The organism is Rufibacter sediminis, from assembly GCF_014269285.1.
GTDB classification, from domain to species: domain Bacteria; phylum Bacteroidota; class Bacteroidia; order Cytophagales; family Hymenobacteraceae; genus Nibribacter; species Nibribacter sediminis.
Map to the genome: position 1 here is coordinate 39,303 of NZ_JACOAF010000004.1, position 26,130 is coordinate 65,432.

A 26,130-nucleotide genomic window follows, 5' to 3' on the forward strand; every position below is an offset into this window, starting at 1 on the left:
GTTTTAGGGGCCGTTTAGTTAAAAGAGGCAAAAAACAGTAAGACACTCATAGGAGCTGCGCACACGACGAGGTCAGAGAAAGCGTCACTTTCTATGCGTAAACCTCCCAGGGTTGAATACCTGGGAGGTTTTTTGTTTCTCTAAAAACTGGCGCGAGTCTCCAGACTCGTGCCGCTGGATGGGTGGAGTCTCCAGACTCCCTTCTTTGCAACCCTGATTTTGCAACTCTGATCGTGGTTCCCGGCGAGTCTGGAGACTCGCATCATCCTTTGTCACGAGACGGAAGTCTCGCGCCAGAATCTGCTATTACCAGCTTCTTCTATTATCTGACTCAGAACTCACGACTCAAGACTCATAATTCAGATCTCCCTCTGCCCTCGTCCTGTGCGCAGCTCCTATGAGTGTCTTGCCGTTTCTGACCTATTTTCTGAAAATCAGCCGTAAAGCAGAAATTTTTAGGTTCGGGAAATTCTTTTCCGCCAATTTTGTTCTGCCCTAACAGCATTCCTAAGAGATCCATGTTCAACCTTGCCCCTAAGCATACGCACCTCATCAAGCAGAAAGCCCAGGAACTGGGGTTTATGTACTGCGGGGTTTCCAAGGCTGATTTTCTGGAGGAGGAAGCGCCGCGGCTGGAGAGTTGGCTGAACCAGAACATGCACGGCCAGATGCACTACATGGCCAACCACTTTGACAAACGCCTGGACCCGCGCCTGCTGGTAGACGGGGCCAAATCGGTGGTGAGTTTACTGCTGAATTATTATCCGGAGGAAACCCAACCCGAGGACACGTTTAAGATCTCCAAGTACGCCTACGGGCAGGATTACCACTTTGTCATCAAAGACAAGCTCAAGACGCTGTTCCAGTACATTCAGGAGGAGATTGGCGAAGTGGGTGGGCGTGTGTTCGTGGACTCGGCCCCGGTCATGGATAAAGTTTGGGCGAAGAAAAGCGGGCTGGGCTGGGTAGGCAAGAACAGCAACCTCATTCGGCCTGGCGTGGGCAGTTTCTTTTTCATCGCGGAGCTCATCCTGGATCTGGAGCTGGAGCCGGATGGCCCTATCAAAGATTACTGCGGCACCTGCACCAAATGCATGGATGCCTGCCCCACAGACGCGATTGCCGCCCCTTACGTGGTAGACGGCAGCAAGTGCATCTCGTATTTCACCATCGAGCTGAAAGACCAGATTCCGCAGGAAGTAGACGGGAAGTTTGGCAACTGGGTGTTTGGCTGCGACATCTGCCAAGATGTGTGCCCCTGGAACCGGTTCAGCAAAGCGCACCGCGAGCCGGCATTTACGCCCCATCCAGAGTTGCTCCACCTTTCCAAAAGCGATTGGCTGGAGCTAACCCAAGAGGTTTTTAGGGATGTTTTCAAGAAATCGGCGGTAAAACGCACGGGTTTTGAGGGGCTTACCCGCAACCTAAGCTTTGTGGCAGCAATACCCGAAGCCTTAGGAAGCAACCAAGATGTTGCCGAAGACCTTGTCTAGAATACTGTCATAAGAGCCGGAGAAGCGGGTGTAGCACCAGTCGCGCAGGGTCTCTAACTCATCATGGATCAACAGACGCATATTCTTTTTCAATTCCTTTTCAAATAAACTGGAGTCAAAGCTTACTTTGTCTAAGATCAGTTTTACGTACTCTAACATGGTATTTATAAGATGTGATTTAAATAATTTTTTATATGATATCCTGTAGACGCAAATATCTGAAATATAATTCCCGTTTTTATACTTGATGTAAAAATATTTATACGGATTTTGGGAAGTTATTATACAAAAAGGGGAACAACTTTTTTCAAGCTGTTCCCCTTTTTGTATAATCAAGAGAAATTAGGCAATAAACGGAGCTACAATAGCATTTACCTGAGCTACGGTTAATGGCTCGTCAAAGGCTTCAGAAGCCGCGTTGGCATCAATGGCGATGCCGTTGAAGGTACCCACCAAGTTAACGGAAGCCTGGGTAGTCGCTTCTTCGCCATCATAGATTCCCTGGAACGCCGCGGGTAGTCCGCCACGGTCTTTCATGGTGATCCATGGTTTCAAGTTGGCCACTCCGTTGGGCATCATGTCGCGACGCATGCGGCGCAAGTGAGCGGCGTGCCGGGCTTCCACGGAGTGAATCTGCAAGGCTGCCTGCAAGACGGTGTCGTTAGTGATCAACGCCGGGGCGGCTCCTTTGTAGGCTCTTACGCCAGTATCCTCAAACGCCTGGGCCACGGCCAGCATGGTAGGATAATCCGTGAAGGTGGCGTTTCCTAGAAGACCGTCGGCCGTCCAGTCGAAGTTCGCATCGGTGTAGGTGGTGGGGGCGGCTCCGCCCAGGCCGCTGATAGCGGTGCGCAGGAAGTCTACGTGGGCCTTCTCATGGTCACGAATCACGCCAAACGCGGTCTTACCGGCAGGAGCCGGGAAAATGTTGGTGGCAGCGGCCTTTAGGTAGAAATGGTACTCCAAGTTTTCCAGCAAAAGCGCGAACTCCAGCACCTCCCGCACCGACGGGGAGCTTGTCTGGCCGTAGGCCTTGTTTAGCATGGAACCGAAGGCCACCGGAATGGCAGCCGCGGCCAGTTTTTTGCCAAAACCACCAAAGTGTTTGAAAACGGCACGGCGGGGATCCAGGCGGTCAAATATTTCCGGATCTACTTTCTCTACTTCTTTTAGTATATTGAAGATATTCATGGCTTTCTAATGATTAGGTAGTTGGCAGATTGCTTGCGTTGATGGTTTCCTTGATGAAAGGCTGCGCTGCAGCTAACACCTGGGCAGGCGTCAAGGCTACGTCCAGACCGTTGGCGTCTACAATGTTGCCCGTGGTGATGCCGGCGGAACCACTAGCGAAGGTGCCGTTCTCAATCATGTCTCTGATCTCGGCGGCGTGTCTGGCTTCCACGGAAACGATTTTACCCGCAATGCCCAGAAAGGTGGCGCTGGTTAACAGCTTGCCAGCGCCGTTGTACGCGGCTACTCCTAAATCTTCGAACGTTTTAGCCGTGGCCAGAATAGAGGCCCGGCTGGCTAAAGCGCTAGGCGGAAGAACTGGCGTTAAGCTTGGAATGATTTGGTTGGCCGCGGTGCTGGTAATGGCGGCTTTGAAGAACTCACGGTGCGCTACCTCATGGTTGCGGATATCCGTTAACACTTGTCTCTCCACGGCGCTGGTAAACAGGGTAGAGAAGTTAGGCAAGGCCACCACGGCGGTATAGAAAGCCGCTTCCAATTGCTCCAGGGCGTATGCGTAGTTCAGAATCCCTACATCGCCGGAGCCCAGGTTAACCGCACCGGGCATGTTGTTGCCGCCCATGTCATCATCGTCATCACAACCGGCCAGTAAAAGGGCAGAGGCAGCTACACCGGCTCCGGTGTACTGGAGGAAAGAGCGTCGGTTAAGGGGATTTTTCAATCCCTGCAATACATCCTGCTCAGGAATTGGGTTTGTTTGTTTGGTCATAGTTTTAAAATTGAAGATGAAACAATTTCAACTGCCGGCGCACGGGCAGGTACTGTAATGCTTGGTTCCGTTGGTTTCCTTAAACTGGCGGAAGTAGCGAGACCTACGAGGGGAGTTGTGGCACCGGATTTCAGCGGAGAGAAAAAAATCAAAAAATAGTCGTATTCTGATTTTCGCGCCGGCGCATCATTCCTGAGCGGGAGTAGGGCGGGTGGCAGGTTATTCGTACTTTTGCCTTATTGGAAACGGCTGTTTTTCTGCCGTTTTAATGAAAACAGATGAAAAAAGCGGTGATCTTCTTTGTATGCATGTGCTGGGCGGCCTGGGGCCGGGCGCAGGAGCATACCATAGAATTTGGCCCCGCCGCTATTCCCATAGATCAATATTTTACTATTTCCTTAAAGTCGCCGGATACCAGACCTACCAAGGTGGAAGGCTTCCCCGACATTGAGGGCCTGCAGAAAAGCACCCAGAAAAGCTTCACCACCACCATTACCCGCGGAACCAAAGTCTCCAGAGTCTACACGCTTACGCAGCAATATGCGCCCCTGCAGGAAGGAGAGGTGACCGTGAAACCCTTCACCTTGGTAGTGGACGGTAAGCAGGTGGCGGCCCCCGGCATAAAAGTGCAGGTAGGTCCCGCTGCCCCGGCGGGAAACGCGCCCAGAGACAGCCTGTCCATGGCATTGCCCGCGGTAGCAACCCCGGATTTTGTAGAGGTGAAAGAGAATGCCTTCCTCACGCTGCAGGTGCCCAAAGGGAAAGTGTACGTAGGCGAGGCGGTGCCAATTTCGCTGTGGTTCTACGTAGCTGATACGGACCTGGGGCTGCTTGATTTCTTTGAGTTTGAGGCCCAGATTGGGAACATTGTGCGCCAGTTGAAACAGCGGAGCGCCCTGGAGGAAGTGGTGCAGCAAGAAGAGATCCTGCCCGAGAAGATCAAGATAGGGGAGAAGGCGTTCACCCGGTATAAACTGTACGAGGCCATTTTGTTTCCGCTCACGCCGCAGCCGCTTCGGTTCCCGGTCATCAGCCTCCGGATGATCAAGTACAAGGTAGCCAAGAACCCTTCGCTGCTGACCCAGAACCGCTTGCCGGAAAACAAGACCTACACCACCCAAAGCCGGGAGGTGGCGGTGCAGCCCTTGCCGCCGCACCCGTTGCGCGACCAGGTGGCGGTGGGCGTGTTCCGGTTAGAGGAGCAGCTTTCCCGCGGTACCATTTCCCTGAACCAGAATTTGGTGTACCACCTGAAAATTGAGGGCGAAGGCAACATCCGGTCCCTGCCCATTCCGCGGAGCCTGGGCGTTTCCAGCGAACTGGAAATCTATTCCCCGGAAATCCGGCAGAACCAGCAGGTGAGCCAGGGAAAGCTGCAGGGAAGCAAGACGTTCCGGTATTTTATGGTAGGTAGACAAGCGGGCGAGTTTCCCTTGCGGGAGCTGTTTCAATGGGTATATTTTAATCCGGTCACGGCCCGGTATGACACCCTTCGGCCCGCCCTAACGGTACGGGTGCGGGGACAGGAAGACCAAAATAGTTTTATCAGGACGCAAGATGTGGGCGATTTTTACAATATTGCCGCCACAGAAAGCAATGAGCTTATCAGCATAGATCAGTTTAGGGAAGTGCGCTTGTACACGAACGTGGTGCTGGGGGTATTACTGACAGCTGCTTTGTTTATTTTCATACTAAAGAGAAAATGAGTAATACCTACGGATCCATTTTCAGGATCACCACTTTTGGAGAATCACACGGTACGGCCGTGGGCGTCATCGTAGACGGCTGTCCCGCCGGCCTCCCTATTACCATCGAAGAAATTCAGGCTGCGTTGGACCGCCGCCGACCCGGTCAGTCCAAAATTACTACACCCCGCGACGAGAAAGACCAGGTGCAGATTCTCTCCGGCATTTTCAACGGCCAGACTCAGGGAACGCCCATCGCCTTGGCAGTCTTCAACAAAGACCAGGCGAGTCATGATTATTCACACATAGAAAACGCCTTCCGGCCCTCGCACGCAGATTACACCTACACGGCCAAATACGGCTCCCGCGATCACCGCGGCGGCGGAAGAAGTTCCGCTAGGGAAACGCTGGCGCGGGTGGCGGCCGGCGTATTGGCCCAGAAGTTTCTGGCGCAGCAGGGCATCCAGATTACGGCCTATGTGTCGCAGGTGGGGCCCATCCACGCGCCCGCTGATTACACCCAGTTGGACCTGAGCCAGGTAGACAGCAACATCGTGCGCTGTCCGCACCCCGAGACGGCCCAAACCATGATTCAGCTCATTGAGGAAACCCGCGACAAACTGGATACCGTGGGTGGGGTGGTTTCCTGCGTCATCACCGGGGTACCGGCCGGCTTGGGCGAACCGGTGTTTGATAAACTGCACGCCGAGTTGGGCAAGGCCATGCTGAGCATCAACGCCGTGAAAGGCTTTGAGTACGGTAGCGGCTTTGAAGGGGTGAGCATGTATGGCTCGCAGCACAACGATGTCTTCTACACCGATGACGCAGGTCAGGTGAAAACCCGCACGAACCACTCCGGCGGCATCCAGGGTGGTATTTCCAACGGGCAGGACATCTATTTCAAAGTCGCTTTTAAACCAGTGGCCACTATTCTGCAGCCGCAAACCACTATTGACCAAAGCGGGCAGGAAATCACCCTGCAAGGCAAAGGTCGCCATGATCCCTGCGTTCTCCCGAGGGCTGTTCCCATTGTAGATGCGATGGCGGCGCTGGTGTTAGCGGACTTTGTATTGCGGCAGCGGGCGAATAAAATAGCTTAGTCGTTTTGGGCCTGTTTTTTGAAAACAGGCCCTTTTTATGGATGCACCTGTTTTTGCCTCTTCTATCGGATATCGGTTTAGCGCATTTTTGGAAACGTAGTCCGCTGGTGCAGGCGGAAGACTGTTTATATCTTGGGAATGCAGTCCGTTTATTCTGGCGGAGGGCCGGTGTTGGCGTTGGTGCACACACTGGATTGTTGCATGGTTTCCCTTCGTGCGCTCACGGCCGCGAGGCCCCACCTTCCGAGTTCGCACTGTTGTTTTAGCCTTGGCCAGCAGGCCTGCCGCATGCGCGGCACCAGGTCTAAAACAAAGGCGCTCACCCGAAAGGCTAGAAACGGAAATGCGTCAGTAAGAACGCCTCAGACCTCACAGGTTTTCAAAACCTGTGAGGTCTTCTCTGGGATTCCCCCTTTGAAGGGGGCGAAGGGGGATGTTTACACCTGCCGATCCTAGCATTCCCTTATTTAAAATCATGTAGAGACAAGGCATGCCTTGTCTCCGACGGTTTCTTGGTAACTAGGCACCAATTTTCCCGGCAGCAAGGCAGCAACTTGAATACACACAAAAAAGCGTTTGGGGGCTGTTTTCTGAAAAACAGCCCCCAAACGCTTTTTTGTGTGTTGCTCTAAATTCCCTTAATAAATCACCAGAAGCCAGATAAGTGCCAGCACCGGGAGCAGGTAAATGAGAGAGTATTTGAACATGTACTGGAAGAACGGCGGCATCTTCACGCCCGCCTGTTCGGCGATGGATTTCACCATGAAGTTGGGACCGTTCCCGATGTAGGTCATCGCCCCGAAAAGCACGGCTCCAATGGAGATCGCTTCTAGGATCAGGAGGGTTTCGGGGGTTTGGCCCAGGCCGTAGGCGAAGTCGTGCACCTGGGTGGTGTTGGCGTAGTTGAGGTGGTATTTGGCCATGCCCAGCGACAGGAAGTTGGCGTAGGTAGGCGCGTTGTCCAGCACCCCGGAAAGCGAACCGGTTACCCAGTAGAACACCGTAGGGGTCAGTTTGGCGGCAAATTCAGGCGATGAGGCCAGCTCGGCGGAAAGCTGGAGAGCCGGCATCATGGTGAAGAAGATCCCGAAGAACAGGAACACCACTTCCAGAATGGGGTCAAAGGTGAAGTGGTTACCGTTAAGGGCGGTGCGGCTGGCAAACTTAAAGCACAGGAAAGCGGCACTTAGTTGCACCAGTTCCCGCACAAAGGACACCTTGATGCCACCTTCCATCGGGATGTAGGGCAGCCAGTCAAAGGAGGCCGGGTTCAGGAAAGTAGCGCCAATGATCACTGCCAGCCAAAGCAGGTTGCGCTTGCCGGTAAAGAAGAACTCGGTCTTGGCCTCAATTTTGGCCTTCACCTCCGCTTTGGGCGTAAATCCCTCTTTGTTGCGGCTGTCCAGCACAAAGAAAATGGCGCAGAGCGAGCCAACGGCAAGCGCCCAGGGTGTGAAGAGGTGTTGCAGCGTCCAGAAGAACGGCACGCCTTTCAGGAACCCGATGAACAGCGGCGGATCTCCCAGCGGCGTTAACATACCCCCGGCGTTGCTCACAATGAAGATGAAGAACACAATCTGGTAAGGCTTGATGCGGTGGTTGTTCAGCCGGATGAAAGGCCGGATGAGCAGGAGAGACGCGCCGGTGGTTCCTATTATATTAGCGATGACGGCGCCAAACAGCAGAATGCCCACGTTGATGAGCGGCGTGGCATTGGCGTTGGCGTTGATGTAAATTCCACCGGAGGCGATGTACAGAGAACTCAGCAGAATGGCGAAAGAGGCGTACTCGGCCAGGGTCTCGGCGGGCAGGTGCGTGTCATGCAGCACAAACAGGTAGTACGCCAGCACCAGCAAGCCCAATCCTACCGAAATGTTCTTAAACTGATGGTGCCAGAAATTGGGGAAGAAAATAGGCCCGGTGGCGATCAGGCCAATCAGCAAGGCAAAGGGAATAATCAGGAAACCAGGTACATCCGGCGGGGAGGCCGCCAGTAGAACATTGGCAAAAAGCATAAGCGCGTGGGTTAATGGAACATGGTAGTAGGGTAAAGTTACGGTTTCTGACCCAAAGCCCCTGCGTTTTAGGCCCGCTTTCCTGAAAACCGGCCCACAACGCAGAAAAGGTGGTTCCCAAGAAGTAACTAACAGGTATCGGAATTTCTCGCTAATTTTGGAAACTTAAATACTTGAGCGTAAGTTTTTACTATAGATTAATAAGAAGACAGCCATGACTGATAATACAACCAAGACGGTATCTGTGTACGCGGAAGCGAACCCTAACCCGGAGTCAATGAAATTTGTTTTGAACTCCACCCTGTTAGGCGAGGGCGGCAGCGTGGATTATCCAACGGTAGAAAGCGCCGTGGAGTCTCCGTTTGCGCAGGAGCTGTTCAACTTTGACTACGTGTCGCGCGTGTTCATCGCGAGCAACTTCGTCACCGTGACCAAAAATTCTCCGGTGGCTTGGCCGCAGCTGATCCCAGAACTCAGAACCTTCATCAAATCATACATTGAGGCCGGCGGCCCCATCTTCATCGGAACGCCGGTGACCAGCACGGCTGCCTCGGCCTCGGCCGAAGTTTCCGCTGATCTTTCCGCGGAGGACACCGAGATCTCCCAGAAAGTAATTGACCTGCTGGAGAACTACGTGCGTCCGGCGGTAGAGCAGGATGGTGGTAACATCACCTTCCGTTCGTACAAAGAAGGCGTGGTGACCGTGAACCTGCAAGGTTCCTGCAGCGGCTGCCCGTCGGCTACCGTTACTCTGAAAGCCGGTATTGAGAACCTGCTGAAGCGCATGGTGCCCGAGGTACAGGAAGTAGTAGCCGAGGGCGTGGTGCTCTAAGCGTTGTTTCCCTTGATTAGAAGAAAGGCCCTGAGAAATCAGGGCCTTTTTCGTTTTGGGCCTGTTTCTGGAAAAGAGGCCCAAAACAGACCCGCTTTCCGGTGAATCTGGCGCCAGAACCACGTTCTATATTCCAGAAAAGGGATACTTCCATTTCTTTTCCCTATTTTCAAAGCTGATTACCAAACTACACCTGAATGTCAACATCAGCTTCAAAGCACCCGAAGGGCCTGTATTTCCTTTTTCTGGCGGAAATGTGGGAGCGCTTCGGCTATTACCTCATGATCGGGATTTTCTTCCTGTACATGACCGATACCCAGAGCGGCGGCATGGGATTACCCAAAAACCAGGGTTCTGATATCTACGGCACCTTCATCGCGCTGGTCTTTTTAACCCCGTTCATTGGCGGCCTGCTGGCCGATAGGCTCCTGGGCTACCGGCTCTCCATCACCATCGGCGGCGTGCTCATGGGGCTGGGCTACTGCGGTTTGGCCATCCCCGGCGATACATTCTTTTACCTTTCCCTGGCGCTCATTGTGATTGGCAACGGGTTTTTCAAGGCCAACATCTCTACGTTATTAGGCAATCTGTATTCAGAGCCGCAGTACCTGCCCCAGAAAGACACAGGCTACAACATCTTTTACATGGGCATTAACGTGGGCGCCTTCATCTGCAACTTTGTGGCGGCCTACCTGCGCAACACCTACGGCTGGGGCTTCGCGTTTCTGGCGGCGGGCGTGGGCATGTTCATCGGGCTGATTATCTTCTGGGCCGGAAACAAAACCCACCGCGACTACGACATCCGGAAACCGGCCCAACCGCATGACATGCCGCTCTGGAAAGTCTTCGGGTTGGTGATTCTGCCCGCCATAATTGTGGGCGTACTGAGCTGGGTCTTGATTCCCGGCGACGTTTTTGGCTCCGATTCCACCGATGCGTTCATTTTCGGCTCCATTCCTATCATCCTGTTCTACGTGAGCCTCTGGGCTCGGGCCTCGGTGGAAGACAAGAAACCCATTGCGGCGCTGCTCTCCATCTTTGCGGTGGTGGTGGTGTTCTGGGGCGTGTTCAAACAGAACGGCACGGCGCTCACCACCTGGGCCGAGTATTACACTGACCGCAGCCTGCCCGAAGCGCTGGAGAAACCGGCCGCTTCGTTGGGCATGGTGCAGCAGGTAGACGCCACGCCCACCACGGTGCCAGACTTTGATGCCGCCTTCAGGACCCGTACCGATGAAGCCGGGAAAGTGATTACCAAAGAAGGCGCGGCCCCGTACCTGAACAACCTTCCGCAGGAAGAATGGCCGCAGGAAGGCAGTTCCTTGTCCCTGATTTCCACGGAGCTGTTTCAGTCCATCAACCCGTTCTTCGTGATTATCCTGACGCCGGTAGTGGTGGGCTTCTTCGGGTTGCTGCGCCGCAAAGGCAAAGAACCGAGCACTCCGGCTAAAATGGCGCTGGGTCTGTTTGTCACGGGCTTGTCCACGTTGGTGATGGTGGGCGCGGTGTGGGCCGGTGGCAACGGGCAGGACAAAGTCTCCAGCCTGTGGCTGGTGGGCACCTATTTTGTGGTGACGTTGGGCGAACTCTGCCTCAGCCCGATGGGCTTGTCACTGGTTTCCAAGGTAAGCCCGCCGCGCCTCACGGCCCTCATGATGGGTGGTTGGTTTATCGCTACGTCCATCGGGAACAAGCTGTCCGGGATTCTGGCCAGCCTCTGGGACACCTATGATGACAAACAGTACTTCTTCTGGGTGAACTTCGCGGTAACCGTCTCGGCGGCCTTGGTGCTGGTGCTCATGCTCAAATGGCTGCGCCGAATCATGGAGAAACCTGCTCTTTGATGGGTCCTGAGATTAAAGTTGACGATGAGCTCCTCCTGAAATAGGGCAAACCTCTGGTTCAGCTTAACAAAGAATCGCCTCTGCTTTAGGCCTGTTTTTCAGAAAACGGGCCTAAAGCAGGGGCGATTTGCGTATCAGCCTTTCAGCGTAACAGAGGTTGGGTTTACAGTAAAATTCCGGCCAGGGCCACCGACATGGAGGAGGCCAGCGTGCCGCAGAAGCCTGCTTGCGGCTCTTTTCTGGAAAGAAGGCTTAAAACGCGGTACTTGCCGGGAGCGCCTTTCTGACTGGCTAGTAGCTGGAGAGCTTATCGGTTTCAATTTCCTTCAACTCAGTAGTTTCCGCCGGCGGCTGTGCCGGATTTTCCGGGAATAATTGTTTCTTTAGAGAAACAATGCGGCAGTTATGAGCAATACAAAGCAACTGAACCGGTCCCTGGGTTTACGCCTGGTGGTAGTGGTGGTGATCGGGAACATCATTGGCTCGGGCGTGTACAAAAAAGTCGCGCCCATGGCCGCCGAGCTCCATTCACCAGGCTGGGTGTTGGTCTGCTGGGTGTTGGGTGGCATCATCACGCTGTTCGGGGCGCTGAGCAACGCCGAGATCGCCGGTCTGCTAGCCGATACCGGCGGCGAGTACGCCTACTTCAAGCGCATCTACAACCGGTTCTTCGCCTTCATCTATGGCTGGTCATTGTTCACGGTCATCCAGACGGCGGCCATTTCTTCTTTGGCCTATGTGTTTGCCCAGTCACTGCACAGTCTGGCAGCCATTCCGACGCTGTTGCCGTCTTGGGCAGACGTGAACGTGGCCGGCGTTTTCTATCCCTTCGCTGATCTGAGCATGAAACTCACGGCCATTCTCCTGATTGTGGCCCTGACCTGGATCAACACCAAAGGCATGAAAGCGGGAGCGGGGCTGAGTACGGCCATTCTCCTGCTCGTTTTTGCGGGCATCTTTCTCATTATCTTCTTCGGGGCCAGCAGCAGCCAAGCCGACCTGAGCCGGAGTTTCGATCTGCGAACCACCAACAATACGCCGGTCACCTTCAGCGCGGTGTTTGCGGCCATGCTGTCGGCGTTTTGGGCGTACCAGGGCTGGGCGGCCATTGGGTTCGTGGGCGGCGAGATCAAAGATGCGAAACGGAACATCCCCCGGGGCATCACCATTGGCGTGCTCACGGTGATTCTGATTTACCTGCTGGTGAACGCGACGTACCTGTCGTTGCTGCCGGTTGAGGCGCTGGAGGACGTGTACGCCGCCGGAAACAAGATTGCCGCCATTGAGGCCGTGAAAAGCTTCTGGGAAACGGGCGGGTTCTTTATCTCGGTGCTGATCCTGATTACCACGCTGGGCTGCACCAACGCCACCATTCTGGCCAGCTGCCGCACGTATTTCGCCATGGCCCGCGAAGGACTTTTCTTTCAGAAAGCGGCCGCCTTGAACAAAGCCGAGGTGCCGGGCAATTCCCTGGTGTTCCAGTGCGTCTGGGCCTGTGTGCTGGTGCTATCCGGCACCTTTGACCAACTCACCGACATGATCATCTTCGCCGTGTTCATTTACTACGGAGCCACCACGCTGGGTGTCTTTATCCTGAGAAAGAAAATGCCCGATGCGCCCCGTCCGTACAAAGTGTGGGGTTACCCCGTGGTGCCCGCCATCATGGTGCTGTTCTGCGCGGCCCTGTTCTGCAACACCATCTTCGTGCGTCCCCGGGAAGCAGGCATTGGCATGATCTTGATGCTTACGGGCATTCCCATGTACTGGTGGTTTTTGAAAAACAACGTCCGGAAAGAGGAGCCGGTACAAGAAGTCAGCAGAGTGTAAATTTCCTGCGCTCTTTTACCAGATAAGAGAAGAGGTGTTTTGGGCCTGTTTTACTGAAAACAGACCCAAAACACCTCTCCCGATTTTACCTGCGTGCAGGCGAATTGGTTGAAGCTTAGTGCAGCGATCTTCTTTTCACCATTCCGCCATCGGTGTCATCAATGCTTTGTTGGATCAGGAAAGCGTCTGGGTCAATGAGTTTCACCTCACGGCGCAGGGCCGGAATCTCCAGGCGGGTCACCACGGTAAAGATGATGTCGATTTCCTGATTGTGGCCCCGTTTCCCGAAGCCGCGCTTGCCCTGGTAGATCGTCACGCCGCGGCCCAGCTTCTCGGTGATGGTGACACGTATCTCCTCGCTCAGTGCCGAGATGATGGTCACGCCCGTGTATTGTTCAATCCCGTGCAGCAGAAAATCGATCATCTTGGAGGCCGAGAAGTACGTGAGAATGGAGTAGAGCGCCACATCAGTACCCAGGAAGAGGGCAGCCGTCAGGAAGATGATGATGTTCAGGATCAGAATCACGTCGCTCACCTTCAGAACCGGGTAGGCTTTGCTCACCAGTACGGCGGCAATCTCCGTGCCGTCCAGCACCGAGCCGCCGCGCATGGCCAACCCAATCCCCAAGCCAATGAACACGCCCCCGAAGATGGCGGTGAGCATGGTGTCTGAGGTGAAATCAGGGAAAGTGATGAGCGCCAGACTCAGAGAAAGTCCTACAATGGCCAAAGCGCTTTTAATTGCGAAAACGGGGCCCACATACCGGTAGCCCATGAAGATGAACGGCAGGTTGAGCATCACAATCAGCAGGGAAAGCGGTATCCCGAAGAGGTGCGTCAGCAGCATGGAAATACCCGTCACGCCGCCGTCAATCAGGTGGCTGGAGAGCAGGAAGCCTTTCAGGCCCATGCTGGCCGAAAGAATTCCGAGGAGGATGAGCAGGACGCTTTTAACTTCTGAGGCAAAAGTGAAGTGAGGGGTAGTGGTAGTCGGCATCAAAAAAGGGAAATTAAGGACCTGTGGGTTCTGGGCTCTTAAAGATAAGCAGATTGTGTTTATCGTCTAGTGTTGAGGAACATTTGCCATTTAAGGCATTTAGCTTTTATTTTGTAAGAATGCTGAATCTCGTCCTCAGAATAGCGAAACATCACCTGAAATACCCACTCATGTGGGTGGTGTTGCTCTGGGCGGTGACGTTGCCGGGTCAGGAGGCAGAGGTGTACCGTTTTCTGTTTTTCGGCCGTTCTGCACAAAACGCCCTCGAAACGGCACCGGGTTCGGCTGACCGCGAACGTTCTCAGGTGAAGCAGGAAGGCGTTCATGCCTTCCCCGATGCCAAAGCTTCCTCCTCTCCGGAGCTTAAGTTTCCGCCGGCCTTGAAGCCCACATCGCCGGAACTTTCCTTTGCTTTACTGGCTGGCCTAGCGCCCGACCTGCACGACGGCATTTCCTTTGTTTCGCTCTTCCTGTCGCGGTTGTTGCCTTCTTCGCTGCAGCCCAACGCCCCGTAAACCGCTCACCTGTTTCCTGTGCCTAATTTACCGGTTTTCGTCTTGGTCACGTAGAAAGACAAACCGCTAAGATGCCTTTTCCAACGCGTGAGCGGGGGAGAGGAGTAGGAAGCAACCTTTGAATTACCTTCCAGTTCGGGGCGGTTTCCTTCAGGCCAATTTTCTGGTTCCGGATTTCGGGTCAGGCGGTTGGAGGGTTAGTTACTCTTCCAGACCGTTTTTTAAGGCAATTTCCTGAAAACAGCCCCGAATCCGCTCTTCAGTTGGGCGCTGAAGGTTTCTGATGACGCTCAGCTTGCTCCTGCCTTCCGCAGAGACGAATGGAATTACCTGGAATTGACGCTACCTGTTGGTTTTGCTTTTAAGTGCGCGCAAATGCCGTGCGCCTGCATCCTTGACATAAACCGAGGGTGGCCTGCCGGACTTTTTCCGCCCCACCTTCGCGTTTTCTTTCGATCACAAGATTTTAACATATGACACACCTACCACATTTGGTAACCGACCTGGGCCTTATTCTTGGGGCGGCCGGTATTACCACGCTTCTCTTCAAAAAGCTGAAGCAACCGTTGGTGCTGGGCTACATTATTGCGGGGCTGCTGGTCGGGCCGCACGTGGCGCTGTTTCCCACCATCATGGAAAACGAGAACATTACTATTTGGGCCGAGATTGGGGTCATTTTCCTGCTTTTCAGCCTGGGGCTGGAGTTCAGCTTCAAGAAACTGGTGAAAGTGGGCGGGGCCTCCTCCGTGATGGCGCTCATTGAAGTAGTGGTGATGCTGCTGCTGGGCTACCTGGCCGGGCAGATTCTGGGCTGGTCCACCATGGACAGTATTTTCCTGGGCGGCATTCTCTCCATCTCTTCCACCACCATCATCATCCGGGCGTTTGACGAGCTGGGCGTGAAATCGCAACGGTTTGCGGGCCTGGTGTTCGGCGTGCTCATTGTGGAGGATCTGGTGGCCATTTTGCTGTTGGTGCTGCTTTCCACGCTGGCCGTGAGCCAACAGTTTGCCGGTGCCGAGATGCTGGGTGCGGTCCTCAAACTGGCGTTTTTCCTGATGCTCTGGTTTCTGGGCGGGATTTTCCTGATTCCCACGTTCCTGCGCAAGGCCAGCAAACTCATGAACGACGAGACCCTGCTCATTGTCTCGCTCGCGCTCTGTTTCCTGATGGTGATTCTGGCGGCCCAGGCCGGATTCTCGCCCGCCTTGGGCGCGTTCATCATGGGTTCCATTCTGGCCGAGACCACCAAAGCCGAGAAAATCGAGCACCTGATTTCGTCGGTGAAAGACCTTTTCGGGGCCATTTTCTTTGTTTCGGTGGGTATTCTGATTGACCCGGCCACCATTGTCAATTACGCCGGGCCCATTGCCGTGATCACCGTGGTAACGCTGGTCGGGAAAGCCTTGAGCATCTCGGTGGGTGGTTTAATCTCGGGGCAGGGGCTGAAAACCTCCATCCAGTCCGGGATGAGCGTGTCGCAGATCGGGGAGTTTTCGTTTATCATCGCCACCCTGGGGGTGACGCTCAAAGTGACCAGCGATTTCCTGTACCCTGTAGCGGTGGCGGTCTCCGCGATTACCACGTTCACCACACCCTACATGATCAAACTCGCCGAGCCGCTGTACCAGAAAGTAGACCGGGCCCTGCCCGAAAAGTGGCGCAAATCGCTCAACGAGTACAGTTCCGGCACCCAGACCATCTCCACCACCAGCGACTGGAAACTGGTTTTCCAGTCTTACGTGATCAATCTGGTGGTGTACTCGGTGGTCATCATCAGCATTGTGCTGCTCTCGGCGCGTTACCTGAACCCGCTCATCACAGAGCATGTGGTGGGCGGAACCTTGGGCGACATCGCTACCACTGCCATCACCCTCATTTTCATGGCGCCGTTTCTGTGGGCCTTGGCGGTGCACCATCCGCAGAAAGAGGCGCAAGGGCGAATCTGGGCCAACCGCAACTACCGGAGCCTGGTCATTGTCCTGGAATTTGGCCGCATTGTGGTAGCCATCCTGTTCATCGGGTTTCTGCTGAACCAGTTCTTCTCAGTGCAGTTGGCGGTTCTGGGCGGATTGCTGATCACGGCGCTCATGGTGGTGTTCTCCAAGCGAATCCAGCGGTTCTACATCCGGATTGAGAACCGGTTTGTGCGGAACCTGAACGCCCGCGAGATGGCCGAGGCAGCCAAGATGCACCACACCCTCACGCCCTGGGACGTGCACCTGACCAGTTTTGAGGTGTCTCCTGAGTCAGCGGTGGTAGGAAAAAGCCTGCTGGAGCTCCAGATCAGGGAGAAATACGGAATCAACGTGGCCGTGATCGAACGCGGCGACCGTACCATTCTGGCTCCCACGCGCAACGAGCTGCTATTCCCCAGAGACAAGCTGTACGTCTTCGGGTCAGATGAGCAGGTAGAGGCGTTCCGGCGGTTTATCCAGACCAAGGTCTTGTTGGAAGATGAAACCGAGGGCCAGAAAGAAGAGGTCCGGCTGCAGAAACTGCAGGTGAAATCAGACTCGGTTCTCCTGCAGAAATCCATCCGGAATTCAGGGGTTCGGGAAAAAACGAAGGGCTTGATTGTGGGCATCGAACGAAAAGGCGAGCGCATCCTGAACCCAGATTCCGAACTCGTGTTCGAGGAAGGCGACCTCGTCTGGATTGTGGGCGTGCCCAGGCGCATCAAGCTACTAGAGGGAACGTTGGTGAATGAACCGGCCCCGCTATAATCAAGGAAAGCGCTCATCTGGTTTCCAGAAATTCAAGCTATTTCTGTTTTAGGGCTGTTTTTGGAAATCAAGCCCTAAAACCCCTCCGCTGATTTGGAAATGAAGAATCAGTAAAATTTCAACCCATAGAAAGGCTAAGCCATCAGCTGGCCTTTTTATGGGGTGTTTTTCTGAAAACAGCTTCAAACCAGATCCTTTTCAGAAGAGAATGCATTTCTTGTTTCAGGCGGTCTATAATCTGCTAGTGGTTCCCGGCGAGTCTGGAGACTCGCATCATCCTTGGTCACGAGACTGAAGTCTCGCGCCAGCTGTTTCTATTCATAGATTCAGGACTCAGGAACTCAGAACTCTCACTGACCTCATAGTGTGCGCAGCTCCTACGAGTGTCTCCACCTAAGCCGTTTTGAGCCTGATTTCAGCAAAACAGGCCTAAAACGAGAAAACCTGTGAGGTCTTGGAGACCTCACAGGTTTGGAAGGGGGCTAAGCAAGAATTCAGCAGCTCAGCAGAGAGAGACAAAAAAGGCCAGACATCTGTCTGGCCTTTTTCAATGATGAGGTTTATTAGAATTAACCGGCCGTCACTACTGGTTTGGCGGTTACAATTCTTTCTTTGTCTACGTTGGTGGTGTCCACTACAATTGGAGCGGCAATGAACAGCGTAGAGTACGTACCGGTCAAGGAACCAACCAGCATCGCGAAGGAGAAACCTCTCAGGGTCTCGCCACCGAAGACGAACAGGATGATCACTACCAGCAACACCGTTAAGTTGGTGATGATGGTACGGCTGAACGTGCTGTTCAAGGCTGGGTTCACAATATCGCTGAACTTCATGCGTGGGTTCTCCTGTGAGTATTCCCGGATACGGTCAAACACTACCACGGTATCGTTGATGGAGTAACCGATGATGGTCAGGATGGAGGCGATGAACACCTGGTCCATCTCAAAGGAAACCCCGAACAGGTTGGCGATGGTGAAGGCGGAGAACACGATCAACACGTCGTGAATCAAGGCGATAACGCCACCCAAACTGAACTGCCAGCGGCTGAACCGGAAGGCCAGGTACAGGAAGATACCGGCAAAGGCAAGCAACACGGCTACAACGGCGGTCTTCTGAATGTCATCGGCCATGGTAGCGCCCACTTTAGAGGAGCTTACAATTTGCGGGTTCTGGGTTTGATATTGCTTCAGACCTTGTACCAGGGCGTTTCTTACTTTTTCATCGCCTTGCGTAGACTCGTCATCGGCGATGTAGCTGGTGGTAATTTTCAGACGGTTGCTGGCTCCATAGGTTTTTACCTCGGTACCGGCGCCTTCAAACTCGTCGTCCAATGAAGAACGTACCTCAGAGGCCGGAACCGCGTTGTTGAAGTCTACCACGTAAGAACGACCACCTTTGAAGTCAACGCCCAACGGCAACTCGCCTTTGATGAACACGGCCACAATCCCGAACAGGATGAAGATAGCCGAGAAGATGTAGGCTTTCTTGCGGTTGCCCAGGATGTCAAACTTGATGTTTTTAAACCAGTTTCTGGAAAGCGGGGTCTCCAGGGAAAGTTTGCTGGTTTCTTTGCCTTTGGTCATCCACTCTACCAACAGACGGGAGATGAACACCGCAGAGAAGAACGAGGTGGCAATACCAATCATCAGGGTAATCGCGAATCCTTTTACCGGACCGGAACCGAAGAAGTACAGGATGATACCGGCCAGCAACGTGGTCACGTTGGAGTCAAAGATAGAGCTGAACGCTTTGCTGTATCCTTTCTTGATGGCTTCGGGCATGCTCAGACCACCGTGCAGTTCTTCCTTGATCCGTTCAAAGATCAGTACGTTCGCATCCACAGACATACCCATGGTCAATACCATACCGGCAATACCTGGCAACGTTAAGGCTGTGCCAAACTGCGCCAGAATACCAATGATGAAGAAGATGTTGAAGAACAGGGAGATGTTGGCTACCAGTCCGCCTTTGCTATAGTACGCGAACATGAACACCACTACCAAGGCCATACCGGCCAAAGAAGAAAGCAAGCCTTGGTTGATCGCTTCCTGACCCAGCGAAGGACCTACAATGGCTTCTTCCACAATGCGGGTAGGAGCTGGCATTTTACCGGCTTTCAGGATGTTGGCTAAGTCTTGGGCTTCTTCAATGGTGAAAGAACCAGAGATAGAAGAGTTACCGCCGCTGATCTCGCTCTGTACCACTGGGGCAGAGTACACGTAATCATCCAGCACAATGGCTACCTGACGACCGATGTTGTCGCTGGTGAGGCGCTGCCATTTCTTGGAACCGGCGGCGTTCATGCTCATGGTAATTTCCGGACGACCAGTCTGGTCGTAATCCTGACGGGCATCTGAGATGTACTCACCGGTCAGAGGAGCTTTGCCTTCACGGCCTTTTTTCACGGCGTACAGTTCCAGGAACTCAGCGCCATCATTGGCCACAATCGGCTTCACGCCCCACAGGAACTTCAGGTTTTGCGGGAACAACGCTCTTACTTCCTGTTTGGCAAACAAGGCGTTTACTTTGGCGGTGTCACGCACGTTAGATCCTAAGCCGTTAGGCAGCGTTGTGAACAGACGCGCTAAAAGGGAGCTTTGGTTCGGGTTGATAGAGTCTTTCTTGGCGGCAGCGCTGTCAGCGGGTTTGCTTAACTGGGCAGCCAGGGCAGACGTGTCTTTGGCCGCAGCACCGGTCAGGGCAGTGGCAGAAGTGTCAGCAGCAGAGGCAAGGGTGGCAGACGGAGCGGCGGCACCTTTCAGTTTGTTAGCGGCTTCCTGCTTCACCAGGTAGTCGTTCAGCTGCGTGAAATAAGGACCATAGTCCTGGATGCTCCAAACTTCCCAGAATTCCAGGTTGGCGGTTCCTTGTAACAGTTTACGCACGCGCTCTGGGTTGTCTACGCCGGGCAGCTCAATCTGAATCCGGTTGGTGCCTTTCAGGTGCTGGATGTTGGGCTGGTTCACCCCGAATTTGTCAATACGGGTGCGCAGGATGTTGAAAGAACGGGCTACCGCGTCATCTACTTCCTTGTTGATGACAGTGAGGACCTCTTTATCAGTAGAGTTGTAGTTCAGGTTACGGGTAGTGCTGTTGGCGAAGATAGAAGCCAGCTTGGCGTTAGGCTGAATCTCGCGGTAAGAGCGGTAGAACAGGTCTACGAAGTTCTCCTGGCTGGTGGCCTGTAACTTCTGAGCCCGGGTAAGTGCCTGCTCAAACGCCGGATCTCTGCGGCTGCCGGCCATGGCGCGGATGATCTCCACCGGAGAAACCTCCAGGGTTACGTGCATTCCGCCTTTCAAGTCCAGGCCCAGGCCCAGCTCGCTTTCTTTCACTTGCTGGTAGGTGTACTCGGCTCCCAGGAAGTTGAACACCGGAGCTTTCCAGACAGAGTCCAGATACGATTGTCTTTTGTAATGGTCTACGGTGCCGTTGGTGGTGGCAAACGTGGTGGCGTCTTCTTCAACGCCCTTGGAGACCAGGGAGAACGACAGATAGTAAAGGCACAACGCCGATACAATGACCGTCAATACCAGGATAAAACCTTTGTTACGCATTGGTAATGAATAGATGAATAAAAAATGAAAGGAAGAATATAAGCAATACAGGACAAACTTGACGGGCCCGCCCTCGTCAGAAAGAAGCTGGCCAGGAGATCAAAGTTGTCCGAAGGAAATGCAGGGTTTTTCCGGAAACGGGCTTAAAACGCGGGGTTCTCCGGGAGTAAGCCGTTAGGGGGCGTTGGGCGAAATGGGCTGCGTGGCTACTTTCTGGAGCAGGAAAGCCCAGTAGGGAGTACCCAGAGAGGCGTGCACCACCTGCTGCACCGGGGTCACAAAGGTGAGGCGCAGGAAAGGGGCCGGCTCGGCAAGCTGAAAATCTACGAAGGAAGTGGTGGCCTCAAAAGAGACTTTCTGTTTCACCACCGATGATTCCGCGTCGCGGCCCTGCTTGTGCACCGCCGTTTTCTCGGCCGGTGACGCGGGGGCGTGGGCATACGCCGGCAGCGCTCTGTGGTTCACAGTCAGCGCCAACAGCAAGGCAATGCTGGTGAACAGCAGCCGCCAATTACGTTGTATGTAGTGCCCGGGTTTCATCTCTATAAGCAAAGGTAGAGGATTCTTGAAATAAAACAAAAGCCTCTGCTGTGGGGTGAACAGCAGAGGCTTTTGATAAGTGCCCTTTCATTTTGAAAAAGGTTATTTTCTGATTTTGGAGTTAAGGTACGTCACCAGCACTTCCAGGCCCACCTCAAAGTTGCGGTTGTTGGGGATGATGACATCGGCATCGTTCTTGAAGGGTTTGATGTACTTCTCGTACGTGGGCGCCACGTGGTTGGTGTAGCGGTACAATACATCGTCCAGATCATAGCCGCGCTCCACTTTGTCGCGCAGGATGCGCCGCTGCAGCTTGATGTACTCCTTGGCGTCTATGTACACTTTCATGTCCAGCAGCTTGGCCACCTCCTCAAAGTAAAACACGAAGATGCCCTCCACTACCACAATGGGCGCCGGTTTAAACTCCAGCTGGCGCGGCACGATGTTGGGATTGTTGAAGGTGTACTCCTGGCGGTGAACGGTTTCGCCTTTGCTCAGCTGAAGAATATCGTGGGCGTAGGCCGCGCTGTCAATGGAGCTGGGCAGATCAAAGTTATGAAAGCCGTTCTCGTCTATGAACTGTTTGTCGCGGTCGTGGTAATAGTTGTCCTGAGAAACCAGGCAAATCTCCTCAGGTGCATACGAAGCCAGTAATCTGCTCAGAAAGGTAGTTTTCCCTGATGCGCTCCCTCCCGTAATTCCTACAATGAACGGCTTTTGATGCATAAATACGTATGGTTTACGGGGTGCAAAATTACGCTTTTGTGACCACGAAGCCTAATGCAGCGAGTAAAGAATTTCAGCGATGTCCGCTCTGCGGATGGAAAGGGAGTAATTCCACCGGCTTTGGGGCTGTTTTCATGAAAACGGCCCCAAAGCCGGAAAAGCCCTTAGGTGCCCGTTTGCACGTAGCGGTGCTGCAGAAAAGACACCAGTTGCTGCACGGCCCGGCCCCGGTGGCTGATCTGGTTTTTCTCCTGGCTGTCCATCTCCGCGAAGGTGCGGTCCTGGCCCTCGGGCACGAAGATGGGGTCGTAGCCGAACCCTTGCGTGCCCCGCGCGGCTTCTATGATGTGCCCTTCCACAATGCCGTCAAACAGGTGCTGCTCACCTTCCTCCAGAATGAGGGCGATGGAGGTTCTGAACCGGGCTTTGCGGTTGGTCTGGCCTTGCAGGCCATCCAGCACTTTCTGCATGTTGGCCTGGTTGTCACGCTCGGGACCGGCGTACCGCGCCGAGTAAACGCCGGGCTCGTTGTTCAGCGCCTCCACTTCCAGTCCGGTATCATCGGCGAAGCAGAGCACCTGGTATTTCTTCCACACGTAAGCTGCTTTCTGCAGGGCGTTGCCTTCCAGGGTGTCCTGGTCTTCGGCCAGTTCCTCCGTGCAGCCCAGGGCTTCTAAGCTGACCAGCTCAAAAGGCGGCCCCAGCAGTTGCTGGATTTCTTTTAACTTATGGGCGTTGTTGGAGGCGAAACAGATTTTCATGCGGCAAGGGCGGTATAGGAGTTGAACGTAAGTGGCAACAATGATACTACGTGTGTACGGCAGTTCAAAGAAAAGGAAACCCGCGCCAGTTGCTTTCCGCCCGCTCCAGGGGCTCGGCAGGCCGGAAATTCCTGTAAGTTGTTTCTGCCCGAAGCCCTTACCCCGGGCGTTCGCGTTTGACTTCCCCCAACTCCGGCACGTTTTTAATAGGTCATCAGGGTTTTTGATGTAATTTTGTCGTGGCTGCCCCAATGAAACCCATTGGGAGGCGTTTTGGGCAACAGGAGTAGGCAGGCCTTCGGGCTGGTTTCCGGTTTTGGGCCTTGTTTTTGGAAAACAGGCGGAAAACGGACGTTCTCCCGTTGACGGGTAAGCCGAAACCAGGCCGGTTGCGTAAAGGCAGAAAATACGCCCGAGCCCAGCCCCGGTGTTGCCGCTTTTGACAGCACCTGACAGGTAGTCTATCCGCTATAGAGTACCGAAGATGAAAACAAGGATAGTAAATGAAGTTTCATAATGATGAGGACAAGCCGGTAAGACGGCCCCGTGCGCAGGCATTCTCCAGCAGGTTGAGCCGGATTTTTACGGAGCTGTACAACATCGCCGCGTTTATAGGTCGTTTTTTCAAGGAAGTCTTCCTTCCGCCGTATGAGTTCAAGGAGATTATCCGGCAGTGTTTTGAGATTGGTGTGAAATCATTGCCGCTCATTTCCCTCACCGGTTTTATCATAGGCATTGTGTTCATGAACCAGTCCCGGCCCTCGTTGGCCGAGTTCGGGGCGACTTCCTGGCTGCCTTCATTGGTGTCTTTGGCCATTGTGCGGGCGCTGGCCCCCTTGGTGACGGCCTTGATTGGCGCGGGCCGCATCGGGTCCATGATTGGTGCCGAGCTGGGTTCCATGAAAGTGACCGAGCAGATTGAAGCCATGGAAGTGTCTGCCACCAACCCATTCAAGTTTCTGGTGGTGAGCCGCGTGCTGGCCACCACGTTCATGATTCCGGCGCTCATGATGTACACCATGCTGGTGGCGTTGCTGGGCGCTTTCCTGAATGTGAACGCAAACGAGGGCACCAGCTTCACCACGTACTTCACCCAGGTTTTTGACGCCATCACCTTCCTGGACATCTTTTCCTCGGTGATTAAATCGGCGTTGTTTGGTTTTACCATTGGCGTGGTGGGCTGCTACAAAGGCTATCACTCGTCAAAAGGGACCGAAGGCGTAGGCAAAGCGGCCAACTCTTCCGTAGTAACGGCTATGTTTTTAGTGTTTATTGAGGAGTTGTTATCCTTGCAGGTGATTACGGCGCTCCGTTACCTCTAAAAAGCCAGGCCATGAAGAAGCAAGAACCAGTCATAGACAGAAGCAACTCGGTGATCAGCATCCGGGGGTTAGTGAAATCCTTCGGGGATCTGCACGTGCTGCGGGGCGTGGACCTGGATTTATATAAGGGCGAGAACCTGGTGGTGCTGGGAAAATCCGGTACCGGAAAATCGGTGTTGATTAAGATCATCTCCGGGTTGCTCAAGCCCGATACCGGCCTGGTGAACGTGCTGGGCCAGGAGGTAAGCAAACTCAAGCCCCGCGATCTGGACCAGCTGCGCCTGAAAATCGGGTTCTCGTTCCAGAACAGCGCCCTGTATGACAGCATGACCATCCGGAAGAACCTGGAGTTCCCGCTGGTGCGCAACCGCCGCGACATGACCCGGGCCGAGGTGGACCGCATGGTGGAGATTGTGCTGGACGCGGTGGGGCTTTCCCAGACCATCAACCAGATGCCGTCTGAGCTCTCCGGCGGGCAGCGGAAACGGATTGGCATTGCGCGCACGCTCATCCTGCAACCCGAGATCATGCTCTATGATGAACCCACCGCCGGTTTGGACCCCATCACCTGCATAGACATCAACAACCTGATCAACGAGGTGCAGAGTCGCTTTCACACCTCTTCCATCATCATCACCCACGACCTGACCTGCGCCAAAGACGTGGGCGACCGCGTGGTCATGCTCCTGGACGGGCAATTTCAGCGCCAGGGCACGTTTGACGAGGTGTTCAATACCCAGGATGAACGGGTAAGATTATTTCATGATTACAATTTCATAGACTAAATGAGTGCAGTAGAAAATAGGCGAGCCGTTGTAGTAGGAGTTTTCGTGTTTCTGGCCCTGGTGATTCTGGTGGTCGGGATCTTTGTCCTGGGCGGCCAGCAGAAACGATTCACCAAGACCATTCAGGTATCGGCGGTGTTTGATGACGTGACCGGCCTTAAGATAGGCAACCAGGTGCTTTTCTCGGGTGTTCGGGTGGGTGTGGTCAAGAGCATTGCCTTTGAAGGCCCCTCGCAGGTGGCCATCACCATGGACATCACCGAGGAATCGCAGAAATACATCCGGAAGGACGTGAAAGCGAAGATCGGCTCAGAGAGTTTCATCGGGAACAAGGCTATTGTGCTGTACGGCGGTACTCCCCAGATGCCAGTGATTCAGCCCGGTGACCGGCTTTCTACGGAAGCGCAGCTCAGCACCGAGGAAATGATGGCGACTTTCCAGGAAAACAACAAGAACCTGGTGGCCATCACCACCGATTTTAAAAAGCTGAGCTCCGGCTTAGCGAACGGCGAGGGCCTGGCCGGTGCCCTGCTCACCGATGACGAGCTATCCAAGAACTTCCAGGCCATTCTGGCCAACCTGCAACGGACCTCGGCAACCAGCGTGCGGGCGTCGCAGGCGCTGGCCCAGTTCTCCAACAAGCTGAACACCCAGGGCGGCCTGGCCGATGACCTGCTCACCGATACGGTCACGTTTAACCGCTTGCGATCCACCATGGCGCAACTGGAGGAGGTCATGGCCACCACCAATCAGATCACGAAAAAGCTGAGCACCACCTCAGACAAGCTCGGCTCCAACAACAACGCCCTGGGCGTGTTGCTCAACGACGAGCAGTTTGCCCTGGACCTGCAAATGACCATGCAGAACCTGGAAGCCGGCACCGATAAACTGGACGCCAACATGGAAAGTCTGCAGCACAGCATCCTACTCAACGGGTTCTTCCGGCGGAAAGCCAAGCGTGACGCCAAGCAGAAAGAACGGGAGCAACAACGCCAGGAACGGCTCCAGAAGCTCGAGCAAAAGCAAGACAGTAAAAAACAACCCACCGGTAATACACCCGTCCAGTCCACCCAAACAGTGCCAGACACGTTAGCTCCGGCTAATTAAGGCCGCAGAACCGGCTTGCCTTTTTAAGCCTCGTTTTTGGAAAACAGGCTTAAAATGTCTTGATGAGGCAGTAGCAGCGGGAGAGTTTGATTTGGTTGTTGGTGAGAACACCAACAACGGCAGATGGGTTGGTAGTCTGTCTAAAGGCAGGTAGATTAACCAATTGCCTTAAGGCCGTAGAATGTAGGGGCGCCTCTTGTGGGTGCCCTTTTTCATGGGTGCCGTTTTGCGGGAGGAGACAGAGACAAGGCATGCCTTGTCTCTACAATTGTAAATAACAGGTTCGCCAAGATCGGCAGGCGTAAACACCTCATTCCCCGATTTCAAAGGGGAAATCT

The 26,130-nt window shown here is 54.1% G+C and carries 20 protein-coding genes; 11 read left to right on the forward strand and 9 right to left on the reverse strand.

The window, feature by feature from the left end; genetic code table 11:
• Positions 1 to 518: 518 nt before the first annotated feature.
• Positions 519 to 1,493, forward strand: coding sequence for a tRNA epoxyqueuosine(34) reductase QueG (gene queG, locus H7U12_RS01850; RefSeq protein WP_186631990.1), 975 nt, complete (start codon positions 519 to 521; stop codon positions 1,491 to 1,493).
• On the opposite strand, the gene H7U12_RS01855 is transcribed toward queG, so the two are convergent.
• From H7U12_RS01855 to H7U12_RS01865, 3 genes are all read right to left on the reverse strand, one after another.
• Positions 1,455 to 1,652, reverse strand: a complete 198-nt coding sequence (locus H7U12_RS01855) for a hypothetical protein (RefSeq protein WP_186631993.1) — start codon at positions 1,650 to 1,652, stop codon at positions 1,455 to 1,457. The two genes, queG and H7U12_RS01855, sit on opposite strands and share 39 nt — an antisense overlap.
• A gap of 183 nt (positions 1,653 to 1,835) precedes the next feature.
• Positions 1,836 to 2,684, reverse strand: a complete 849-nt coding sequence (locus H7U12_RS01860; RefSeq protein ID WP_186631996.1) for a ferritin-like domain-containing protein — start codon at positions 2,682 to 2,684, stop codon at positions 1,836 to 1,838.
• 13 nt (positions 2,685 to 2,697) lie between these two features.
• Positions 2,698 to 3,453 carry a ferritin-like domain-containing protein gene (locus H7U12_RS01865; protein WP_186631999.1) on the reverse strand — a complete coding sequence of 252 codons (756 nt, stop codon included), beginning with the start codon at positions 3,451 to 3,453 and terminating at the stop codon, positions 2,698 to 2,700.
• Between the two features lie 278 nt (positions 3,454 to 3,731).
• Between H7U12_RS01865 and H7U12_RS01870 the strand changes: the two genes are divergently transcribed.
• Positions 3,732 to 5,159: a BatD family protein gene (locus tag H7U12_RS01870; RefSeq protein ID WP_186632002.1), complete on the forward strand. Its 1,428-nt coding sequence runs from the start codon at positions 3,732 to 3,734 to the stop codon at positions 5,157 to 5,159.
• The gene (gene aroC, locus H7U12_RS01875) at positions 5,156 to 6,238 is read left to right on the forward strand and encodes a chorismate synthase (protein WP_186632005.1); all 1,083 of its coding nucleotides are present in this window, start codon (positions 5,156 to 5,158) and stop codon (positions 6,236 to 6,238) included. The genes H7U12_RS01870 and aroC overlap by 4 nt, the downstream gene beginning before the upstream one ends.
• Positions 6,239 to 6,876: 638 nt before the next feature.
• Here aroC and H7U12_RS01880 read toward each other — a convergent pair.
• Positions 6,877 to 8,253, reverse strand: coding sequence for a sodium:proton antiporter (locus H7U12_RS01880; RefSeq protein WP_186632008.1), 1,377 nt, complete (start codon positions 8,251 to 8,253; stop codon positions 6,877 to 6,879).
• Between the two features lie 214 nt (positions 8,254 to 8,467).
• Here H7U12_RS01880 and H7U12_RS01885 point away from each other — a divergent pair, with 214 nt between their 5' ends.
• The 3 genes from H7U12_RS01885 (at position 8,468) to H7U12_RS01895 (ending at position 12,756) form a co-directional block, all read left to right on the forward strand.
• Positions 8,468 to 9,085, forward strand: coding sequence for a NifU family protein (locus tag H7U12_RS01885; protein ID WP_186632011.1), 618 nt, complete (start codon positions 8,468 to 8,470; stop codon positions 9,083 to 9,085).
• Positions 9,086 to 9,282: 197 nt separating this feature from the next.
• A complete protein-coding gene (locus H7U12_RS01890; protein WP_186632014.1) occupies positions 9,283 to 10,929 on the forward strand; it encodes a peptide MFS transporter in 1,647 nt (548 codons plus the stop codon).
• Positions 10,930 to 11,334: 405 nt separating this feature from the next.
• Positions 11,335 to 12,756, forward strand: coding sequence for an APC family permease (locus H7U12_RS01895; RefSeq protein ID WP_186632017.1), 1,422 nt, complete (start codon positions 11,335 to 11,337; stop codon positions 12,754 to 12,756).
• Positions 12,757 to 12,871: 115 nt separating this feature from the next.
• Here H7U12_RS01895 and H7U12_RS01900 read toward each other — a convergent pair whose 3' ends face one another.
• Positions 12,872 to 13,753 carry a YitT family protein gene (locus H7U12_RS01900; RefSeq protein WP_186632020.1) on the reverse strand — a complete coding sequence of 294 codons (882 nt, stop codon included), beginning with the start codon at positions 13,751 to 13,753 and terminating at the stop codon, positions 12,872 to 12,874.
• 119 nt (positions 13,754 to 13,872) lie between these two features.
• Here H7U12_RS01900 and H7U12_RS01905 point away from each other — a divergent pair, with 119 nt between their 5' ends.
• Together H7U12_RS01905 and H7U12_RS01910 are read left to right on the forward strand one after the other, a co-directional pair.
• A complete protein-coding gene (locus H7U12_RS01905; RefSeq protein WP_186632023.1) occupies positions 13,873 to 14,268 on the forward strand; it encodes a hypothetical protein in 396 nt (131 codons plus the stop codon).
• Between the two features lie 473 nt (positions 14,269 to 14,741).
• Positions 14,742 to 16,994: a cation:proton antiporter domain-containing protein gene (locus H7U12_RS01910; protein WP_186632026.1), complete on the forward strand. Its 2,253-nt coding sequence runs from the start codon at positions 14,742 to 14,744 to the stop codon at positions 16,992 to 16,994.
• A gap of 569 nt (positions 16,995 to 17,563) precedes the next feature.
• On the opposite strand, the gene secDF is transcribed toward H7U12_RS01910, so the two are convergent.
• From secDF to H7U12_RS01930, 4 genes are all read right to left on the reverse strand, one after another.
• On the reverse strand, positions 17,564 to 20,551 hold the full coding sequence (secDF, locus tag H7U12_RS01915) for a protein translocase subunit SecDF (protein ID WP_186632029.1): 2,988 nt from the start codon (positions 20,549 to 20,551) through the stop codon (positions 17,564 to 17,566).
• Between the two features lie 174 nt (positions 20,552 to 20,725).
• Positions 20,726 to 21,091, reverse strand: coding sequence for a hypothetical protein (locus H7U12_RS01920; RefSeq protein ID WP_186632033.1), 366 nt, complete (start codon positions 21,089 to 21,091; stop codon positions 20,726 to 20,728).
• Between the two features lie 102 nt (positions 21,092 to 21,193).
• Positions 21,194 to 21,817, reverse strand: a complete 624-nt coding sequence (locus tag H7U12_RS01925; RefSeq protein WP_186632036.1) for a uridine kinase family protein — start codon at positions 21,815 to 21,817, stop codon at positions 21,194 to 21,196.
• Positions 21,818 to 21,981: 164 nt separating this feature from the next.
• A complete protein-coding gene (locus H7U12_RS01930) occupies positions 21,982 to 22,578 on the reverse strand; it encodes a non-canonical purine NTP diphosphatase (RefSeq protein ID WP_186632039.1) in 597 nt (198 codons plus the stop codon).
• A 503-nt stretch (positions 22,579 to 23,081) separates the two neighbouring features.
• Between H7U12_RS01930 and H7U12_RS01935 the strand changes: the two genes are divergently transcribed.
• From H7U12_RS01935 to H7U12_RS01945, 3 genes are read left to right on the forward strand one after another with little or no spacing between them, the layout of a single operon-like run.
• Positions 23,082 to 23,900, forward strand: coding sequence for an MlaE family ABC transporter permease (locus tag H7U12_RS01935; RefSeq protein ID WP_186632042.1), 819 nt, complete (start codon positions 23,082 to 23,084; stop codon positions 23,898 to 23,900).
• 11 nt (positions 23,901 to 23,911) lie between these two features.
• Positions 23,912 to 24,685, forward strand: a complete 774-nt coding sequence (locus tag H7U12_RS01940) for an ABC transporter ATP-binding protein (RefSeq protein ID WP_186632045.1) — start codon at positions 23,912 to 23,914, stop codon at positions 24,683 to 24,685.
• On the forward strand, positions 24,686 to 25,792 hold the full coding sequence (locus H7U12_RS01945; RefSeq protein ID WP_186632048.1) for an MlaD family protein: 1,107 nt from the start codon (positions 24,686 to 24,688) through the stop codon (positions 25,790 to 25,792). It begins immediately after the preceding gene.
• Positions 25,793 to 26,130 lie beyond the last annotated feature (338 nt).

Excerpts from the sequence above, each read along its gene's own strand:
- H7U12_RS01945 (WP_186632048.1), top strand. The coding sequence starts at position 24,686 with ATGAGTGCAGTAGAAAATAGGCGAGCCGTTGTAGTAGGAGTTTTCGTG.
- H7U12_RS01865 (WP_186631999.1), bottom strand. The coding sequence starts at position 3,453 with ATGACCAAACAAACAAACCCAATTCCTGAGCAGGATGTATTGCAGGGA.
- H7U12_RS01940 (WP_186632045.1), top strand. The coding sequence starts at position 23,912 with ATGAAGAAGCAAGAACCAGTCATAGACAGAAGCAACTCGGTGATCAGC.
- H7U12_RS01930 (WP_186632039.1), bottom strand. The coding sequence starts at position 22,578 with ATGAAAATCTGTTTCGCCTCCAACAACGCCCATAAGTTAAAAGAAATC.
- H7U12_RS01925 (WP_186632036.1), bottom strand. The coding sequence starts at position 21,817 with ATGCATCAAAAGCCGTTCATTGTAGGAATTACGGGAGGGAGCGCATCA.
- H7U12_RS01910 (WP_186632026.1), top strand. The coding sequence starts at position 14,742 with ATGACACACCTACCACATTTGGTAACCGACCTGGGCCTTATTCTTGGG.
- H7U12_RS01920 (WP_186632033.1), bottom strand. The coding sequence starts at position 21,091 with ATGAAACCCGGGCACTACATACAACGTAATTGGCGGCTGCTGTTCACC.
- H7U12_RS01855 (WP_186631993.1), bottom strand. The coding sequence starts at position 1,652 with ATGTTAGAGTACGTAAAACTGATCTTAGACAAAGTAAGCTTTGACTCC.
- H7U12_RS01860 (WP_186631996.1), bottom strand. The coding sequence starts at position 2,684 with ATGAATATCTTCAATATACTAAAAGAAGTAGAGAAAGTAGATCCGGAA.
- H7U12_RS01890 (WP_186632014.1), top strand. The coding sequence starts at position 9,283 with ATGTCAACATCAGCTTCAAAGCACCCGAAGGGCCTGTATTTCCTTTTT.
- aroC (WP_186632005.1), top strand. The coding sequence starts at position 5,156 with ATGAGTAATACCTACGGATCCATTTTCAGGATCACCACTTTTGGAGAA.
- H7U12_RS01885 (WP_186632011.1), top strand. The coding sequence starts at position 8,468 with ATGACTGATAATACAACCAAGACGGTATCTGTGTACGCGGAAGCGAAC.
- H7U12_RS01900 (WP_186632020.1), bottom strand. The coding sequence starts at position 13,753 with ATGCCGACTACCACTACCCCTCACTTCACTTTTGCCTCAGAAGTTAAA.
- H7U12_RS01895 (WP_186632017.1), top strand. The coding sequence starts at position 11,335 with ATGAGCAATACAAAGCAACTGAACCGGTCCCTGGGTTTACGCCTGGTG.
- H7U12_RS01905 (WP_186632023.1), top strand. The coding sequence starts at position 13,873 with ATGCTGAATCTCGTCCTCAGAATAGCGAAACATCACCTGAAATACCCA.
- H7U12_RS01880 (WP_186632008.1), bottom strand. The coding sequence starts at position 8,253 with ATGCTTTTTGCCAATGTTCTACTGGCGGCCTCCCCGCCGGATGTACCT.
- H7U12_RS01870 (WP_186632002.1), top strand. The coding sequence starts at position 3,732 with ATGAAAAAAGCGGTGATCTTCTTTGTATGCATGTGCTGGGCGGCCTGG.
- secDF (WP_186632029.1), bottom strand. The coding sequence starts at position 20,551 with ATGCGTAACAAAGGTTTTATCCTGGTATTGACGGTCATTGTATCGGCG.
- queG (WP_186631990.1), top strand. The coding sequence starts at position 519 with ATGTTCAACCTTGCCCCTAAGCATACGCACCTCATCAAGCAGAAAGCC.
- H7U12_RS01935 (WP_186632042.1), top strand. The coding sequence starts at position 23,082 with ATGAAGTTTCATAATGATGAGGACAAGCCGGTAAGACGGCCCCGTGCG.